The organism is Paenibacillus paludis (assembly GCF_042610515.1).
Classification (GTDB): domain Bacteria; phylum Bacillota; class Bacilli; order Paenibacillales; family Paenibacillaceae; genus Paenibacillus_AQ.
The window spans coordinates 49,975-67,045 of the sequence record NZ_JBGJZP010000029.1; the positions used below are offsets into that span (position 1 = coordinate 49,975).

Sequence of the window (17,071 nt, forward strand, 5' to 3'; positions counted from 1 at the left end):
GCTATTTCTCTCCCAAGTTGAGTTTCTGATTCAACTGTCTGAATTTCTCAGGAGTATGCCCGAAAAAATCTCTGAAATTTTGGCAAAAATAAGAAACGTTTTGAAATCCCACTTTATAGCAAATGTCCGATACTTTTAGATGTGTCTGCATCAGCAAGTCTTTCGCTATTTTCATACGAACATTTTTAATATACTTGTTTAATCCGTTTCCCGTATTCTTTTTGAAAATTGAACTTAAATAATGGGGAGACAAATGTACCTTTGCAGCAAGAAGATCCAAACTCAAATCCTCGCCATAATGATCCCCGATGTACTGCTTTACAGAGGCAATATCCCGGTTTAAAAATTCCGAACTGCTGTACTCTTGTTCAAGACGGGCAATTCCTTCAAATATGATTTCGTTTATTTCCTTTAATTCTTCTGATTTGTATAGTTTTTCGATTCCCCGGCAGAGCTCTATTTCAGGGATAGGTGCTGAATAAGTCATAATTTCCTGATACAAAGAGGAGAACATATACTTGACATATAATTGTGAAAATTGAAGCTGCTTCGCATATTTTTGATACAATAAATCTGTATTGGCTCTAAGACTAAAAAAATCTCTAGCCATCAAATCACTTCTGATTTTGTCTAATAAATCATTATCTGATAGTTCGGGGAGCCTATCATCAGCAAAATAAAAATCTTTTTTGACATCAAATACAAAATAATCCGGTGAGAAGAACCGGTATTCCATCAGTTGATCTAATTGAATCAGAGCCGTTGAAAGATCCGGTAACAAAGTGATTTCATCATGAATAGCAAGGTAGCAATTTACTTTATATTTCTTTAGTATGCTGTCTCGTATATGCATGCCTAATTCATGGGATGAAGAGAAAGACCATGATTGGCGCTGGGAAAACAGCAGCAGACTTTGACAATCATTTAGATTTAAGTAATCAATCTGCCCCTCTAACAAAGACAAGATAAATTCCTCGAAATCCGGTTCAGCATTCTCAAAAAAATTCTTTTCAAATTCCATCAAAACCATTCCATGATAATGATCGGGTAGACCGAACGAAACATCCTTCATAGAGGACGGCATTCCCAAGCCGTTAACCAGATTAAAAAGCACATGTTTCTTAACATAACCTTGTTTAATTTGCGAAGCTGCATTTTCCTGTTTTTGGTCCATTAACTGATCCATTACTTTTTGCATGGTATTTTGAAAGGCTTCAACATTGATCGGTTTGAGGAGATAATCAGAAACACCGAGGGAGATGGCCGTTTTTGCATATTCAAATTCGGCGAAGCCGCTGAACAGAATAACTTTCAAGCTGGATTGAAGGCTTAAAGCTTTTTTTGAAAGCTGCAGTCCATCCATTAATGGCATTCTAACATCAGTAAAGAGGATATCTACAGACTTATGCTCTAAATAATCGAGAGCCTTTCGTCCGTTTTCCGCCGTTACGACATGGAGGGGAAACCCCAGTTCATGAATGAGAAATTCAATACCCTCCCGTTCTTCCCTTTGGTCATCTACTACTAATATGCTTAACATTTCGGTCGTCCTCTCCAAGCGCAGTATGCCAAACCCAGTAATTCATTTTGATTGTACCATGGTTTAAATGAATTCAATCAGCGGGCAAAACAGGTTGCTTAAAGTGAGTTATATATTTGTGTAAAACGCAATTTATTTGCGTATACGGTCAAATGGCCATAGTTCTACAATGAAGATGCAAAACAATATGGGCTTTTGTTCTTATCAATTAAGGGGGATTATGTAATGAAATCGACAGTTAAAAAGTCTGCTTCTATCTTGTTGATAGCGCTTTTATCCGCTTCGCTCGCAGGCTGTCAAAACTCCAATTCCAACAATACCACCAAAGAATCTGCGGTCAATTTGAATGATCCGGCATGGAAGAAAGCCATGACGACACCTTATGAAGCCTATCCTGAAACCGTTAACTATACGGTTGGAGCGACAGCAACTAGTTATACGCCGCTTGAGGGGACAGCTTATGAGGGGGATAATTCCACCAACAATGTGTGGACGAGATATTTTAAAAATAAGCTCAACGTGCAAAACGAAGTTGCATTTGAAGCGAATGACGGCACGGATTATGTTCAAAAGGTTTCGATGGCCATTGCAGGGGGCACTATTCCCGACATCATGGTGGTTTCCGACCAGACCACCCTGCAACAGCTCTATGAGAACGACCTGATTGCGGATTTGACGGATGCTTATACAAACTGTGCCAGCGACCGGATCAAGGAGATTTACGATTCCTATGATGGCCGTGTTCTGGAGACCGCCAGATTTGATGATAAAATAATGGCCCTGCCCACTACCGAAATTTCACACGGCCCGGGTGTACTTTGGTTGCGTAAAGACTGGATGGACAAACTGGGCCTCTCCGAGCCTAAAACGATGGATGATGTAGAAAATATTATTACTCAATTTCTAGAGAAAGATCCCGGCGGCAATGGAGCCGGAAAAACGGTCGGTCTTGTGGTTGATAATGAAAATGTTGCCGGAATATCCGGGGGGCAGTACGAATTGAACAACATTTTTGCGCTGTATGGCGCTTTCCCAAAACAGTGGATTAAGGATGGAAGCGGTAAGGCGGCTTATGGTTCCGTACAGCCTGAAATGAAACCTGCCCTTGCAAAGCTGGCGGATCTATACAACAAGAAATTGATTGACCAACAATTTGCCGTGCGGACATCCGACGACCGAAAGGCGCTGCTTACCAGCGGAAAAAGCGGTTCGTTCATGGACAACTGGTGGGGAAGCTGGACGGTGGCGGATACGCTTAAGCTGAACCCGGATGCTAAGTGGGTTTCCTATGTGGCTCCGCAATCAGAGGATGGCTCAGTTACGATGTTCACCGGCAATCCTGCCAGCAGTTACCTTGTGGTTCGGAAGGGATTCGAGCATCCGGAGGTTGCTGTAAAAATGGCCAGCCTTCAGTTTGATTACCAGCGTTATCTGGAAAAGGACGCAACCGTTTTGAAGGAGTTTGAAGACTACAGCAGCAATAATATCGGAGGCTCTCCGCTGGCCATGAATATCGATTACTATGATGCATTTTACCGTAATGTCGGGATTTATGAGGATGCGCTAAAGACCGGTGACAGCAGCAAATTGCTCAGCAACAGTGACAAGAACTCCTATCGCTCCTACAAAAAATATTTGGACAGTGTAAAAAACGGAGAGAAGCCGGACCCGACCGCGTGGGCTGGGTATACTTCGAGCATCACAACTGCCAACCTGGTCAAGAATTCAAAAGTTAACGAGATTAACCCTATCTTTTTTGGAACAACGCCTTCCATGGCGCTGAAGTTGCCGACATTGACGAAAATGGAGCTTGAAATGTATTTGAAGATCATTACCGGAGAGCAAACCCCTGATGCATTTGATAGTTTTGTGAGCAGCTGGAAAAAAACCGGCGGCGATACGATTACAAAGGAAGTCAACGAAGCACTCACCTCCAAATGATGCTGAAAGAGATGATTCTTGATGAAAAATAAAAAAGACCAAACTGCGTTCCACCTTATGCTCGCACCGAGTATGGTATTCTTGATTATTTTCTCCTTCATACCGATGTTCGGCATCGTAATGGCTTTTCAAAATTACATTCCGGCCAAGGGTATCAGCGGATCAGCATGGGTGGGACTTGATAATTTCAAGTTTATGTTTCAAATTCCCGACAGCAGGCAGATTTTAATCAACACAATGGTAATCGCCATTTGGAAAATTATTGTGGGAACCTTTGTTTCGATTGTATTCGCCTTATTGTTAAATGAAATCCGCGTACGTTTTGCCAAAAAGTTTATGCAGACCGTTGTTTATTTGCCCAATTTTCTTTCCTGGGCCGTATTGGCTACAGTCGTGATGAATATTTTTTCGTACGAAGGACCGGTCAACGCATTATTGGGCTGGCTTGGCATTGATCCGGTTTTGTTTATGGCCAGCAATCATTGGTTTAGACCTATGCTGGTGCTGACTGATGTGTGGAAAGGGTTTGGATATGGCTCCATCATATACTTAGCCTCATTGACGGCTATTGATCCGGGACTTTATGAGGCGTCTTCCATCGATGGAGCCAATCGTTTTAAACAGCTGTGGTATGTGACTTTGCCCGGCTTGATGCCTACCATATTACTTGTTACGACTTTGAATTTGCCTAATGTACTTAATGCCGGTTTTGACCAAATTTTCAATCTTTATAATCCCTTGGTTTACGCAACTTCCGATATTATTGACACTTATGTATACCGGGTAGGCCTAGTGGAGAGACAATACAGCTTGGGTACAGCCATCGGGCTCTTGCGGTCTGTTGTCGGAATCGTCCTCATTCTTTCTGCCAATAAGCTAGCTCAAAAGTTAACGGATTACCGAATTTTCTAAAGAGGGAGGTGTTTTCCATTTACGCGCATTCCATAAAAAGCCGAATTGCGGACATCATGATCTGGATATTGCTGTTAGCTCTCACTTTGTCCTGCCTGATCCCTTTAATTAATCTGGTTGCTATTTCGTTCAGTGATAACGCGGCGGTTTCAGCAAACATGGTAAGTATTTTTCCGGTTCATCCTACGTTCAGTTCCTATGAGAAGCTATTCTCGGACAGCCAGTTTTGGCGCTCATTTATGATTTCGGTAGAGCGTGTTGTCCTTGGTTTGATCGTCAACATGAGTCTGATGATTCTGGCCGCTTATCCGTTATCCAAAAGCTCAAAACAATTCCGGGCGCAGAAGGTGTACATGAATATTGTGATTATCGCCATGCTGTTCTCCGGGGGGCTAATTCCAACCTTTATGGTAGTCAAAGGGCTTCATCTCCTCGATTCTATCTGGGCTCTAATTCTGCCGGGAGCCGTGGCGGTCGGGAATGTCATTCTACTGATGAACGCGTTCCGGGCAGTGCCCAAATCCTTGGAGGAAGCTGCAACCATTGATGGGGCTTCGCAGTGGAGAATTCTCTCAACCATATACGTGCCTGTGGTGTTGCCTACAATTGCTACAGTAACGCTGTTCACGATTGTTGGGCATTGGAATGATTATTTCGGTGCTCTGGTGTATATAAATAAAACGTCAAATTATCCGTTGCAGACTTATATCCAGCAGCTCAGCGTAGACGCGCAAAATATAACCGATCCGCAAAAGCTGATCGAATACGCTAAGATTTCGAACCGGACACTAAATGCCGCCAAAATCGTTGTCTCAACATTGCCGCTGCTCTTAATTTACCCTTTTATGCAAAAATATTTTGTTACAGGAATTGTAGTAGGTTCTCTTAAAGAGTGATGTATAGAGAATACAGCGTTCAAAAAGCGACTTGTCTACGGATGAGTTGCTTTTTGTATTGTACGCCAACTCTAAAGTGAAAGTAACGAACGGGCATGCCCTCCTATCCTGGCCGATTGTTAAATATTAGAAGAGATTTCCGAAACAACTCGCTTTAACTGCTCTACAATCTGATGACACAAATCTTCCTGATATCGATGGCTAGGAAGCACAATACTGAGTGCACCAGCTACGGTAGCGTCTGCCTTTACGATAGGAGCCGCGATGCAATAATAATCATCAGGAGACTCGAATTGAGTGTAATAACCCTCCTGTTTTATTGAAGACAATAATGCAGGAAGCGGAGTTTCGAAATGTTGCTTTTCATGGTATTCATCAATGCCTCCAAGAAATTCTGGTAGATGGGGGGCTGAAAGATTGGCCAGGATAACAAGTCCGATAGCGGAGCGGAAGGCTTCCTCAGTCGTCCCAACCATAGACGTAAATCTGAATTTGTGAACGGATTCAACCTTGTCAATATATAAAATTTTATTTTCATAGGGCACAGCCAGATGAATGGTTTCATTATATTGTTCTGCAAGTTCCTCCATATAAGGGTGTGCAATTTCTGTGATTGAAAAATCGGCTTCGAACTGTTTCCCCCATTCAAACAATTTCAACCCCAATGAGTATTTCCCGCTGCTCGGATTTTTGTAGAGCAGTTTTCCGTATTCCAAAGTGGAGATGATCCCGTGTAATGTAGTGATTTTCATACCTAGCAAATGGCTTAAGTCCGTCAAAGATAGTTTTCCGTTGTGTTTCGAAACATGTTCCAGCACGAAAATGGCTTTATCTATGGATTGAATCGTTTTCATAGTACCCCCATAAACTATTTATATTTTGTAATGTATTTGGTCGAACAAAAACAACAAAGTTTTAGATCAAAGATAAATGCCCATAAACAATGGGGTATCTAGGTCTGAATATACAAGCTGATGTCTTTTATGGACAAATTATAACAGTTGCTTGTGAAGACTTCAATTATAGCGAAATCAATATGACATTACCGAATTCATTTGACTTCGTTCAGAGCCCGTGATAATCTTTTTATACGATATTAATGAAATCAATTCGACAATGTCGTAATAAATTATGGAGATGATTCATATGAATGAAATAATGGAAAATTTGCTAGCTGAAGAAGATGAGCTTCAGTTTTCTTCCTTTACCAGCAAAGACGCATTACAGCTTGGACTACTATTTATTGAAATTGCAGAGGAGATGAACATGGGAGGGATTGGCGTTAAAATCGAAAAAAATAGACATGTCTTATTCACACATCTCATGGATGGGACAATGCCAGAAAATTCATACTGGTATGATCGGAAAAAGAACGTCGTTGACCGTTATTTTNCGAAAAAAATAGACATGTCTTATTCACACATCTCATGGATGGGACAATGCCAGAAAATTCATACTGGTATGATCGGAAAAAGAACGTCGTTGACCGTTATTTTCATTCTTCGAAATTCGCAGAAGAAATGTTTAAAGCTTCAGGAAGTACTTTTAGCGAAAGCAGTCTTCTTGATCCTGGAGAGTTTCAAGCTGTAGGCGGCTCTTATCCGCTTCGCATTCAAAACGCAGGAGTTGTGGGTTCAATTACAGTGTGCGGACTAACGGGTGACCTTGACCATCAAATCTGTGTGGAAGGCATTCGAAAATATCTGGGAAAGAAGGGGAACAACTAATGCGGGTGGTTATAACAGGAGGGACATCGGGCATGGGCTTAAGTGCGGCAAAGCTCTTTCTTGAAAGAGGCTGGAAAGTGTTGCTGGCTGATCTCAACGAAGAGCGCGGCGCTGCTGTAATGGAGGAACTACAAGATTTGGGGTATAAAGAGGTGTACTTTTTCAAATGCAACGTAGCTGTTGAAGCAGATATACAAAACTTATATGACTATACAATGAAAACCATGGGTGGTACTGACAGCATCATAAATAACGCAGGTATTTGGGCCGGCGGGATGCTGCACGAAACGAAAGATGATGATTGGGATCGATTATTTAATATCGATGTTAAATCTATTTATTACACCTCTAAGTACTTTGTGCCTTACCTCATCCAGAATGGCGGAGGAACGATTGTGAACACCGCATCTGTATCCGGCATGGTCGGAGATTACGATATGGCTGCTTACAATGCCGCAAAAGGGGCTGTCGTTAATCTGGCCAGAGCTATGGCACTGGATTACGGAAAGTATAATATACGGGTAAACAACGTCTGCCCTGCGGCTTGCGCGACGCCTATGTTTTTGTCGAATCCACCGGAAGTTATTGAATCGTTTAATCAAGCCAATCCGTTAAGACGAATTTGTACACCGGAGGAAGTGGCAAAAGCCATGTATTTCTTGGCCTCTGATGAATCAAGCTCAACGAATGGTTTGAACCTGACCGTTTCCGGAGGTTTGGAAGTGCACACGGGACAGCCGCTTCAATAGAAATGTAAACCAATCCATTAAGTTGAAGGAGAACAGAACATGATTATTATTCATGCTGATTTGAATATACTTCCAGATAAGAAAGAGGCTTTTTTAGAGGCGGTTAAACCGTTAATTCGAGCTTCTCAAGCGGAAAAGGGTTGCATTCGTTACACGCTTATGCATGAAGTTGGAGAAGAAAAGCTTATTTACACATTTGTGGAGGAGTGGGAGGATCAAGCGGCTCTCGATTTCCATAACGCAACCGATCACTTTATAACCTTCGATAAATTGGTACCATCTTTAACAAGTGGAAAAACGATGAAAGTTCTTGCAACTACAGATACGAAATAGATGTTCAAGGTGGATTCTTATTTAGAATTGTACCCTTTCAGTACCATAGTTTTCTCATTAAAAGGCCGCTCGTAAAGAAGCGGTCTTTTTTTCTAGTGAAAGTTACAATTTGGATACAAGTTCTCTAAATTCCGAAATAATTACTACCTATACTCATAAGTACACTAATCCAATGATGGGTACTGAAAGTAGGTAAGTATATTATGAAACAACAACATGATCTAGCAAGGCGCATTATCCTTACTATAATGGTAGTAGCCTCGATTGCCACAGTTGGGACCGGCAAGTCGGTAGCCAGTTCGTCTGAAAAAATGGTAGCGTTAACCTTTGATGATGGACCTGAAAAAAAGTATACCGGGAAAGTGCTTGATATTCTGAAAGATAACCAAGTCAAGGGAACTTTCTTTGTAATAGGAAAACAGGTCAAACAGTATCCCGATGTTATGAAACGTATCGCAAGGGAGGGGCATGAATTGGGCAACCATTCTTGGAGCCACCCCTATCTAACTAAGCTTAACAAAGAAGAGATTCATCAGGAACTATTAACCACAACTAAGGCGATTCGCGATAGTACGGGTATTACACCAGTACTAATGCGCCCTCCCTACGGTGCTATATCAGATCAGGTGAAGAAAGAAATTAATGCGTCTGGATATGTGCAGGCCCTATGGAATGTAGATACCCGTGACTGGACGGGCAACTCAGTTGCTGAGATTCTCAAAACGGTGAAGTCAAACTCTAGCAACAAGATCACTCTGCTGATGCATTCAGGCGGCGGGAACCGGGATAATACGATCAAGGCGCTTCCCCAAATCATTGATTATTATAAATCTCAAGGCTACACCTTTGTTACGATGTCTGTACTTAATGGTTTGGATGACAAAATCGAGTCACCGGCAGATTCAACTGATTATTTGAGTATCAAACAGAATTCAGACAGCGGTGATTCATCCCAGTCCAGTGCTGTGAATTCTGCTAGTGAGAAAGATGTTTTCTTAATATTCAATCAAATGAAAGTCAGTTTCCCGGATGCGAAGCCGTATGTAGATAAGAATAACAGGGTGCTGGCGCCTTTAAGATTCATAGCCGAGTTCTTGAACTTTAATGTCAATTGGAAACAAAGTGGCAGTGCTAAAACGATTACCCTTACCAAAGATAATTTAAATGTAGAATTGAATATTGGGGATCAATCTGCTGTTGTTGATGGAATACCTTTAGAAATGGATACAGCCGCAACGATACTTCATGATAATACATATGTCCCGTTAAGGTTTTTAGGTGAACTTATCGGCATGGATATTAAGTGGGACTCTGTCAATAATACGGTTACGCTATCTTACAAGAATGCTATAAATAACAATGCTGATGAAGGGAATCAGACCAGCGAAACTCCTATATTGTCTGCACCAAGAGCTAATGTTCAACAAGCTAAAAATTGGGCGAAATCCAAGGGGGCAACAGATGTATTTATTGATCTGGCGGATATTATCTGGAATGAGGCTCCAAAAGCCGGGGTCGACCCCGTTGTTGTATATAGTCAGTCTGCAAAAGAAACCGGTTATGGAAAATTCGGAGGCGTACTTGATGAAACATTTTTGAATCCTGCGGGCTTAAAAACACAGTCCGGTGGTTCTGATATAGATGAGGGAGCACACCAACGATTTTTCAGTTGGCAGGAAGGAGTTAAGGCGCAGATCGATCATTTAGCGTTGTACGCGGGCGCCTTTGGTTATCCTAAACTGGATACCACTGACCCAAGGCATTTTCCGCATTTAATGGGTAAGGCCGTTACAGTTGAAGCATTAGGCGGAGCGTGGGCAGGCAGCCCATCATATGGTGTGGAAATTGTAAATATGATGTTAGAGCTGAAATTGTCGGAAGGTTAGATTTGCTGATTATTCAAACAGTAAGATGAATGAAGAAATATCTGATAAAATAAAGAAGAAAAAGAGACGATTTTAGATATTGCAATTAGGGAGATTAACGCAGCCATGAATCAGAAAACGATATTATTAATTGAAGATGAAGACCCCATACGTGATTTGCTTGCTTACTCCCTTCGCAAAGAAGGATTTGTTATCAAAGGAGCGGCTACAGGAACGCAGGGTCTGGAAATTCTGAAGCATTTCAAACCGGATTTGCTTTTACTGGACTTGATGTTGCCGGACATGAGCGGTTTTGATATTTGTAAACAAGTTTCTTTGGACTCCGCGATCCCGGTTATTATGATTACAGCCAAGTCCGACACAATAGACAAAGTTCTGGGCATGGAACTTGGAGCCGATGATTATATCACCAAACCTTTTGATATTAGAGAAGTGATCGCCCGAATCCGGGCGATTTTCCGCAGAATCGATTTAATAGGAGATTCTTTGGAGAACCAAACCTCTGAAGTTATCAATGTAGGGGCAGAGATACAGATTCATAAAGGTAAAAGGGAAGTGCTAAAAAGCGGAATGAAAGTCGGACTTACCAATAAAGAATATGATCTTCTGTTATTTTTTGCAGAGCATAAGGGGAGAGTATTCAGCAGATCGGATCTCTTAGATAAGGTATGGGATTTTGATTTTGCTGGAGATACCAGGACTGTAGATATTCACGTGCAAAGAATCCGTAAAAAACTGGATGAGGAGCACAGCCTATCCATGATAGAGACGATATTTGGTATCGGGTATAAGCTGGTATCGAGGTGAGACCATGAAATTTCCAATTCAATTTAAAATTGTGGTTGTTTTTTCAATTGTTATTTTTGTGGGGCTTTCTGCAATGCTGTTTGTATCCTACAGAGTTACGGAACAAAATATGTATCGGATCATTAATGAGGACATGATTAATACGAAAACAAATTTGGATATTTATATCAATCAATATTTTCTGGTCCATAAAAAAAGGATGAGCAGAAAAACATTAGTCACGGAAAAAAATAGACTCTCTCAGGAATTATCGGCTGGAATTGGCGGACCTGTGACAATTTCTTATATAAATGGGGATGAAGTTAAGAGTGAATCTGCCTCGCACTCCCAAATTGCTTACACGATTAATAGGGTTGACCACCAAGTGATTGTTACTTTGTCCTTCCCTATCCTGCAGAAGCAGTCGCCTATTGGATTTTTGAATTATCAGAAAGATTACAGCCAGCTTTATCAAAGGAATGCCCGTTTTCAATCCATCATCAAAATGTTTGCCTCTATCATTTTCAGCTTTATCTTTATTGCTTCCATCTTAATTTCCAGAAAAATCACCAAACCGATCCGTGAGCTGACCGAACGTTCCAATCAGGTTACTTTAGGTAATTTTGATATAGACATTCCAATCTCATCCAGCGACGAGGTTGGCGAGTTAGCCCGCAGATTTCAGATCATGATTAAACACATTAAAGATCAGATCGAAATTATTAAACAAGAACGGGATGAAGTTAAACAGGCTCAGGCCCAAAGTAAAGTTTTTTTTGACAATGTTACGCATGAGCTAAAGACCCCCTTAACGACCATTCTCGGTTATGCACAGATTGTGAAGGATAACGGATTTACAGACGCTCCCTTTTTTGAAAAGGGAATGAATTATATCATTCATGAAAGTCAGCGGTTAAACCGGGCGGTCGTTGAAATACTGGAACTATCCCAATCGGCAACATTGAGTACCACCTATCACTTTAAGAAGGTTAATTTGTCGGAAATTGCTAAAGAAGCATGTGAGGATATGAGGATTAAAGCTAGAAAATATAACATTAATATTCATTTCGAGCTTCAAGAAGGATTATTCGTTTTAGGGGACCGGGATAAACTGAAAGAGGTATTTCTAAATTTATTAGACAACTCCATTAAGTATGGGGATGTAAACTCTGTAATTTACGTGGAATCCTTCAAGGAAAGAGACGTGGTAGTGGTTAAGGTCAAAGACGAGGGGGAGGGGATTCCTGCAGAGGATATCACCCATGTGTTCGAACCGTTCTACAGAGCGAAGAAGAACATGCTCAAAGAGAAAGGAAGTGCCGGGCTTGGATTAAGTATTGTAAAAAATATTATCGAGGATCATCACGGAGCCATTAAACTACAGAGCATCTTGAACGAGGGCACAGAAATCAAAATCAGCTTGCCGGAGGATTGGAAATGAAGAAGGTGAGTTTGTTGGGGAATTACCGGCACTACATGATCTTGGGCCTGTTACTGCTTGTCTTTATATTGGGGTTTTATGGACTTGGCAGCATCTATGCCCTAAGTAGTATTGACTCTAGAACGGTGGTTCTTAAAAATAGTCAGTTCAATACGACTCTTATTTCAAGCAATGCTGAGGCTTTTGAGATTAAAGCTGTAACCAAGCTGACTAATAATTATCCTATATATGATCTTGAAGTGCGAGATCACAATAATATTATTATTACTGTGCCAGACAACTCTTTAAGTGGATTAAAAATAGCAGTATTGCATCTGGATAATAATCAAATGTCTGATATTGCTGAGAATGTTGAATATGGAATTACCTTGACTCCCGATGCGAAACAGCTAATCTATTCGAAGTTTGAAAATGGGGGAGAGAGCTTAAGAACTAATGTGTACAGCCTGGAGTTGAATAAGGATCTGAAACAGTTGAAGAATGATAATTCATATTCCAACATGTTCATTGATCATGAACGTTATTTAGGCTTCTCCGGGAGCGACGTTATACTAACTAATGTCTCGACGGGCGAAGTTCAGCAGTTGATCACGTATGATCAATTACTGGAATTAATAGGAACTGCCATTGGCTCCAGCAATCTGAACGGAATTACAATTAGATGGGATATCATCCAGAAGTCAGGACAAAATAAGGTTTGTTTTTTAGCGGAAATTAACAGCAGCTACGGTATATTTGAAATGGACTTGAAGAATACAAGTAAGGTAAAGTTAGTGGCCAAAAGTGAACAAATCAATCAATTTTTAGTAATGAATAATGGCGATTTTGTGCTACAGGGGAAAATAAATAATACAGATGGACTCTTTCAGTACAACCGAGGTACCAGTCAATTCAAGCTATTGAAGGAAGGTATCATAACAAATTATGCGTTGCAGTCCGATGAAAGCCGAATCGCTTACTTTATGGTAAACAGCAATCAAATAGGGGATCTGCATGCTGCTTATTTGGACAATGGGAGCCTGGATTCAGATACAGTGATATATCAAAATATCCATTCTGCACAAACGATGAAATGGCATGAGGATGATCTATTCATTATCGGTAGCCAATTAAGTAAAAGCGAAATTTACCGTTTTTCGTTTTAGACAAGGCAACTGCAGATAAGACCAGCGTATATCTAATTGCGCTGGTCTTATTTGTGCGCAGCAGTGAATGATTTACAACTTGGATACAAGTCTGCCAAAGACCGATACAATCACTTTTTATAATGGAGATAACGAAACACAAGAAACACAAGTCATTATATTAAGGGAGTTCTTAACATGCTTCGAGTAGAGAATTTATCACATGCTTTTAGAAACAGCACAGAGTTAGTGCCGGTGCTGCATCAAGTCAGCTTTCGAGTGAAGCCGGGAGAGATGGTTGCTCTGCTGGGGAGCTCAGGATCAGGTAAATCGACCATGTTAAATCTTATGGCAGGCTTAATGAAGCCAACAGATGGCCAAATTTATATTGCGGACCAGGATATCGTCAAGATGAGTGAGAATAAACTGGCCGAATTCCGGCGTGGACATATCGGTTTTGTTTTTCAATCCTATGAATTGATCGCCACAATGACGGTACGTGAAAATGTGGAATTACCCCTTGTTTTTCAATCGGTCCGCCCCTCTGTGCGCAGAAAGAAGGCACTTGCTTTACTTGAGGAAGTGGGGCTGCCGGGGAAATCTGATCTCTTCCCTTCACAACTATCGGGTGGCCAGCAACAGCGCGTAAGTATTGCAAGGTCTCTTATTACAGAGCCTTCTATCATTTTTGCTGATGAACCTACCGGGAATTTGGATACCAAAACAGAGGAAGAGATCATCGGAATTCTGCAGCGGCTAAACAAGGCAAGGAATACAACCTTTGTCATTGTAACGCATGAAGCCGAGGTTGCGGAGCAGATGCAAAGTGTGATTACACTGCGGAACGGATATCTGGTAACAGAACAAGCTGATAGTGAAAGTATGCCTGCAGGGAGGGGGGCTTAGTGCGGATTCGCGACATCACAAGCTTGGCCTGGGATCAAATTAAAAGACGTAAAGTAGTCACGGCATTGTGTATGACAGGGATTTCGATAGGTTGTGCCTCTCTTATAGTCGCCATGAGTGTTGGAGAATCTGCCCAGCAATATTCCTTAGATGAGATGAACAGGAACTTCAAGATGAATGAAATCACCGTTAAACCAAATGTAGGGATATCTACAAAAGGCAGCGGCACTTCGAAAAAAGGAAACTTTGATAGAGGAAAGCTGACCGAGCAGAAGATAGAGCTTATTAAGAATCTCCCGCATGTTACAGCAGTAGCACCTTTTATGCAGGTTGAAAGCTTTGAGATGGTCACGATAGACAATAACATTAACTATGTTGAGGTCCTTGGCACGGATCTTCAGTCGCTCACAAGCTTTGACAAATCTTTTGAACAGGGGGGACCTTCAGATGCGGTGGGCACGGTTGTATTAAACTACGGGGCGACTATTGGCTTGATGGATGTTGTTACGGTCAATAAAATGATGGAGCGACTACAAGAGGATCCTTATAATGATAGTTTAATCCAACAATTCAATAATCTAAATATGAAGTCTTCAAAATTATATCAGCAGCAAATTCAATATCGGTATTATAATGCGGAATTACAGCAGAACACCCTCAGTTCTTCTCTTCGCATCATTGGGATACTAAAACAGCCAAGTGGAGTTAGGAAGGAGGAGGCTGCTTATGATAAAAAAGCCTATGTTTCGCTGGAAACTGCACAATTGCTTTCGGAAGAGTTTGGTTTAAGAACAGACTCTTCAGAAATACAAGGCTACGATTCAATGCTGGTTAAGGTAGACAGTCAGGATTATGTTGCACAAGTAGAAGGGCAAATTCAAAAGCTGATCTTGTCTACAGAAACAAACTTACACCATCAAGCCGAAGTGAATGAGAAGTTCAACATGATCAAAAAGACGGCCCTCGGAATTGGCTTGTTCATTCTTGTGATTGCTTCTATATCTATCATTGTAGCGATGACCATGTCCACCCATCAGCGGCGCAGACAAATCGGTATTATGAAGGTTTTGGGGTCTAATTTATGGCAAATACGTAATATGTTTATCGCTGAGGCTGCATTGCTAGGATTGCTCGGCGGGGGGATCGGGGTGTTGATTTCTTATTTAACCCTATCTGGAGTGAATGAGTTGCTAACAACAACATCTATTATCCCCCTTGGAGAGTCAACGACGGGGATGACGATTTCTATATCTGTAAAAAATATCCCGCTAGGTATTGCATTTGCAGTAATGACAGGTGTTCTATCGGGGATATATCCGGCAATCAGTGCTTCCAATACTAATGCTCTGGTAGCGATCAAGAAAGACTAGGCTTTACAGAAAATAATAAGTCAGCAATGAAGTGAAAAAGCCGATGGCAGAGTATAAGGATTTTGCACATGATAAAAGAAGAAAACAACGTATAAAGAGGAACCGGAGAGGATTGCTGTTTATTGTGATTTTGTTGTTTATAGTTGGTTTTAATATGATGATCGTAAAGAAGCCAACGGTTGACAAACATAAAGTTCAAACCTCCACTGCAAATAAAGAAGAAGTGACAGCAGTCCAAAAGGTGATTTTTAAGCAAAAGAATGGGCTTCAAAAGGGAGCAGAAGATGTGACGGCTTCATTAAAAAGCGTTTATGAAGTTGAAGACATCGCCTTCGTTGAGAAGTATCTGAAGCAGCAAATTTCGGGGGATATGCCTGATGGGGCGAATGGAGAAAAAATTGCTTATTTATCATTTGATGACGGGCCCTCCGAAACCGTAACTCCAAAAATACTGGATGTCCTAAAGGAAGAAAAGGTACCTGCAACTTTTTTTGTGCTAGGCCAGGAAGTAGATAAAAGTGATATTACTAAAAATTTAATCAAAAGAATGATTGAAGAAGGACATGCTATAGCCAATCATTCATATTCGCATAACTATGATTATTTGTATCCTAATAAGAAGGTGAATCTAGACCATTTTATGAGTGACATCGAAAAGACTAACAACTCCTTAAAAACCGTATTAGGAGAAGACTTCACTACCAGGGCAGTCAGATATCCTGGCGGTCATATGACATGGGCTAAAAGTGATCCCACAGGTGTGGCTTCACTGGATAAAGCTCTATATGCCAAGGGTTATCACCATGTGGATTGGAATGTATTGCCGAAAGATGCAGAAGGTGCACCCAAGAACGAAGAAGAATTAATGCGAGAATTCACGAACACAGTAGCAGGCAGAGAAAAAGCAGTGATATTAATGCACGATACTTATGACAAGGAAGAAACCGCAAAGGCTTTGCCGGAAATGATAAAGTATCTGAAAGAACATGACTATAAATTTAGAACAATGAAGTAATCTAAAAAATGCGATATCAGCTATAGATGACTAAATTTGTTATCTGTAAATGTTGTATAGATTTTGAGGAGGAAACCATGGAATTACATAGAAGTAAAAGTGTTGCTCTGTTGCTAAGTATTCTTCTTATCAGCCAATTATCTGGATATACTGTTTCAGCTGCTCCGGCAACAGTAGGTAGTGCCTATAAGATGTTCGCAGGAGAAAGCGTCACAGCAAAGAATCTAGGGGCCATCCTGCTGGGAGCGAATGTAAAAGCTACCGTAGAGGATGTTAATATTTGGCCGCAAACCGGTGGCAATATTCTGGCCTATACGCTTAAGCTCTCTAACAACGGCAGTTCTAGTGCCAATCTGGTGCATTATTTTCCGCGTGTAGTCACTCCGGGAGGTTCAGCCATTCCCGCCAATCCAGTAACTGCTGATGCGCTTAAGAAAAAGGTCGG

At 41.2% G+C, this 17,071-nt stretch carries 15 protein-coding genes and 2 pseudogenes; 15 read left to right on the plus strand and 2 right to left on the minus strand.

Going from position 1 to position 17,071, the window contains the following annotated elements; genetic code table 11:
• Position 1 precedes the first annotated feature (1 nt).
• Positions 2–1,540: a response regulator transcription factor gene (locus ACAN56_RS32715; protein ID WP_379147997.1), complete on the minus strand. Its 1,539-nt coding sequence runs from the start codon at positions 1,538–1,540 to the stop codon at positions 2–4.
• A gap of 225 nt (positions 1,541–1,765) precedes the next feature.
• Here ACAN56_RS32715 and ACAN56_RS32720 point away from each other — a divergent pair, with 225 nt between their 5' ends.
• The 3 genes from ACAN56_RS32720 to ACAN56_RS32730 are packed head-to-tail and all read left to right on the plus strand — an operon-like array spanning position 1,766 to position 5,289.
• Entirely contained in the window at positions 1,766–3,481 is a 1,716-nt protein-coding gene (locus ACAN56_RS32720; protein ID WP_379147999.1) for an extracellular solute-binding protein, read from the plus strand.
• 21 nt (positions 3,482–3,502) lie between these two features.
• Positions 3,503–4,393 carry an ABC transporter permease gene (locus tag ACAN56_RS32725; RefSeq protein WP_038587658.1) on the plus strand — a complete coding sequence of 297 codons (891 nt, stop codon included), beginning with the start codon at positions 3,503–3,505 and terminating at the stop codon, positions 4,391–4,393.
• Between the two features lie 56 nt (positions 4,394–4,449).
• Entirely contained in the window at positions 4,450–5,289 is an 840-nt protein-coding gene (locus tag ACAN56_RS32730; RefSeq protein WP_052092472.1) for a carbohydrate ABC transporter permease, read from the plus strand.
• Positions 5,290–5,408: 119 nt separating this feature from the next.
• Here the strand turns inward: ACAN56_RS32730 and ACAN56_RS32735 are convergent, their stop codons facing one another.
• Complete coding sequence (locus ACAN56_RS32735; RefSeq protein ID WP_379148002.1) at positions 5,409–6,143, minus strand: IclR family transcriptional regulator; 735 nt, start codon at positions 6,141–6,143, stop codon at positions 5,409–5,411.
• A gap of 304 nt (positions 6,144–6,447) precedes the next feature.
• On the opposite strand from ACAN56_RS32735, the pseudogene ACAN56_RS32740 reads away from it, so the two are divergent.
• The 12 genes and pseudogenes from ACAN56_RS32740 to ACAN56_RS32795 all read left to right on the plus strand — a co-directional run.
• Positions 6,448–6,570: pseudogene (locus ACAN56_RS32740) on the plus strand (heme-degrading domain-containing protein); the annotation flags it as partial.
• Between the two features lie 158 nt (positions 6,571–6,728).
• Positions 6,729–7,016 carry a heme-binding protein gene (locus ACAN56_RS32745; RefSeq protein ID WP_379148004.1) on the plus strand — a complete coding sequence of 96 codons (288 nt, stop codon included), beginning with the start codon at positions 6,729–6,731 and terminating at the stop codon, positions 7,014–7,016.
• Positions 7,016–7,765: an SDR family NAD(P)-dependent oxidoreductase gene (locus tag ACAN56_RS32750; RefSeq protein ID WP_038587663.1), complete on the plus strand. Its 750-nt coding sequence runs from the start codon at positions 7,016–7,018 to the stop codon at positions 7,763–7,765. Before ACAN56_RS32745 ends, ACAN56_RS32750 begins: the two co-directional genes overlap by 1 nt.
• 39 nt (positions 7,766–7,804) lie before the next feature.
• Positions 7,805–8,098, plus strand: a complete 294-nt coding sequence (locus ACAN56_RS32755) for a putative quinol monooxygenase (RefSeq protein WP_379148006.1) — start codon at positions 7,805–7,807, stop codon at positions 8,096–8,098.
• A 203-nt stretch (positions 8,099–8,301) separates the two neighbouring features.
• Positions 8,302–9,984 (plus strand): polysaccharide deacetylase family protein, encoded by a 1,683-nt coding sequence (locus ACAN56_RS32760; protein ID WP_379148008.1) that lies wholly within the window; start codon positions 8,302–8,304, stop codon positions 9,982–9,984.
• Between the two features lie 105 nt (positions 9,985–10,089).
• Positions 10,090–10,791 carry a response regulator transcription factor gene (locus ACAN56_RS32765; RefSeq protein ID WP_038587666.1) on the plus strand — a complete coding sequence of 234 codons (702 nt, stop codon included), beginning with the start codon at positions 10,090–10,092 and terminating at the stop codon, positions 10,789–10,791.
• A gap of 4 nt (positions 10,792–10,795) precedes the next feature.
• On the plus strand, positions 10,796–12,211 hold the full coding sequence (locus ACAN56_RS32770) for a sensor histidine kinase (RefSeq protein WP_038587669.1): 1,416 nt from the start codon (positions 10,796–10,798) through the stop codon (positions 12,209–12,211).
• Positions 12,208–13,356, plus strand: a complete 1,149-nt coding sequence (locus tag ACAN56_RS32775; protein ID WP_379148011.1) for a hypothetical protein — start codon at positions 12,208–12,210, stop codon at positions 13,354–13,356. Before ACAN56_RS32770 ends, ACAN56_RS32775 begins: the two co-directional genes overlap by 4 nt.
• Before the next feature lie 177 nt (positions 13,357–13,533).
• Positions 13,534–14,241, plus strand: a complete 708-nt coding sequence (locus ACAN56_RS32780; RefSeq protein ID WP_038587674.1) for an ABC transporter ATP-binding protein — start codon at positions 13,534–13,536, stop codon at positions 14,239–14,241.
• Positions 14,241–15,611, plus strand: a complete 1,371-nt coding sequence (locus ACAN56_RS32785) for an ABC transporter permease (protein ID WP_038587677.1) — start codon at positions 14,241–14,243, stop codon at positions 15,609–15,611. Before ACAN56_RS32780 ends, ACAN56_RS32785 begins: the two co-directional genes overlap by 1 nt.
• 43 nt (positions 15,612–15,654) lie before the next feature.
• A complete protein-coding gene (locus ACAN56_RS32790) occupies positions 15,655–16,626 on the plus strand; it encodes a polysaccharide deacetylase family protein (RefSeq protein WP_379148014.1) in 972 nt (323 codons plus the stop codon).
• Positions 16,627–16,703: 77 nt separating this feature from the next.
• A pseudogene (locus tag ACAN56_RS32795) lies at positions 16,704–17,071 on the plus strand (hypothetical protein); the annotation flags it as partial.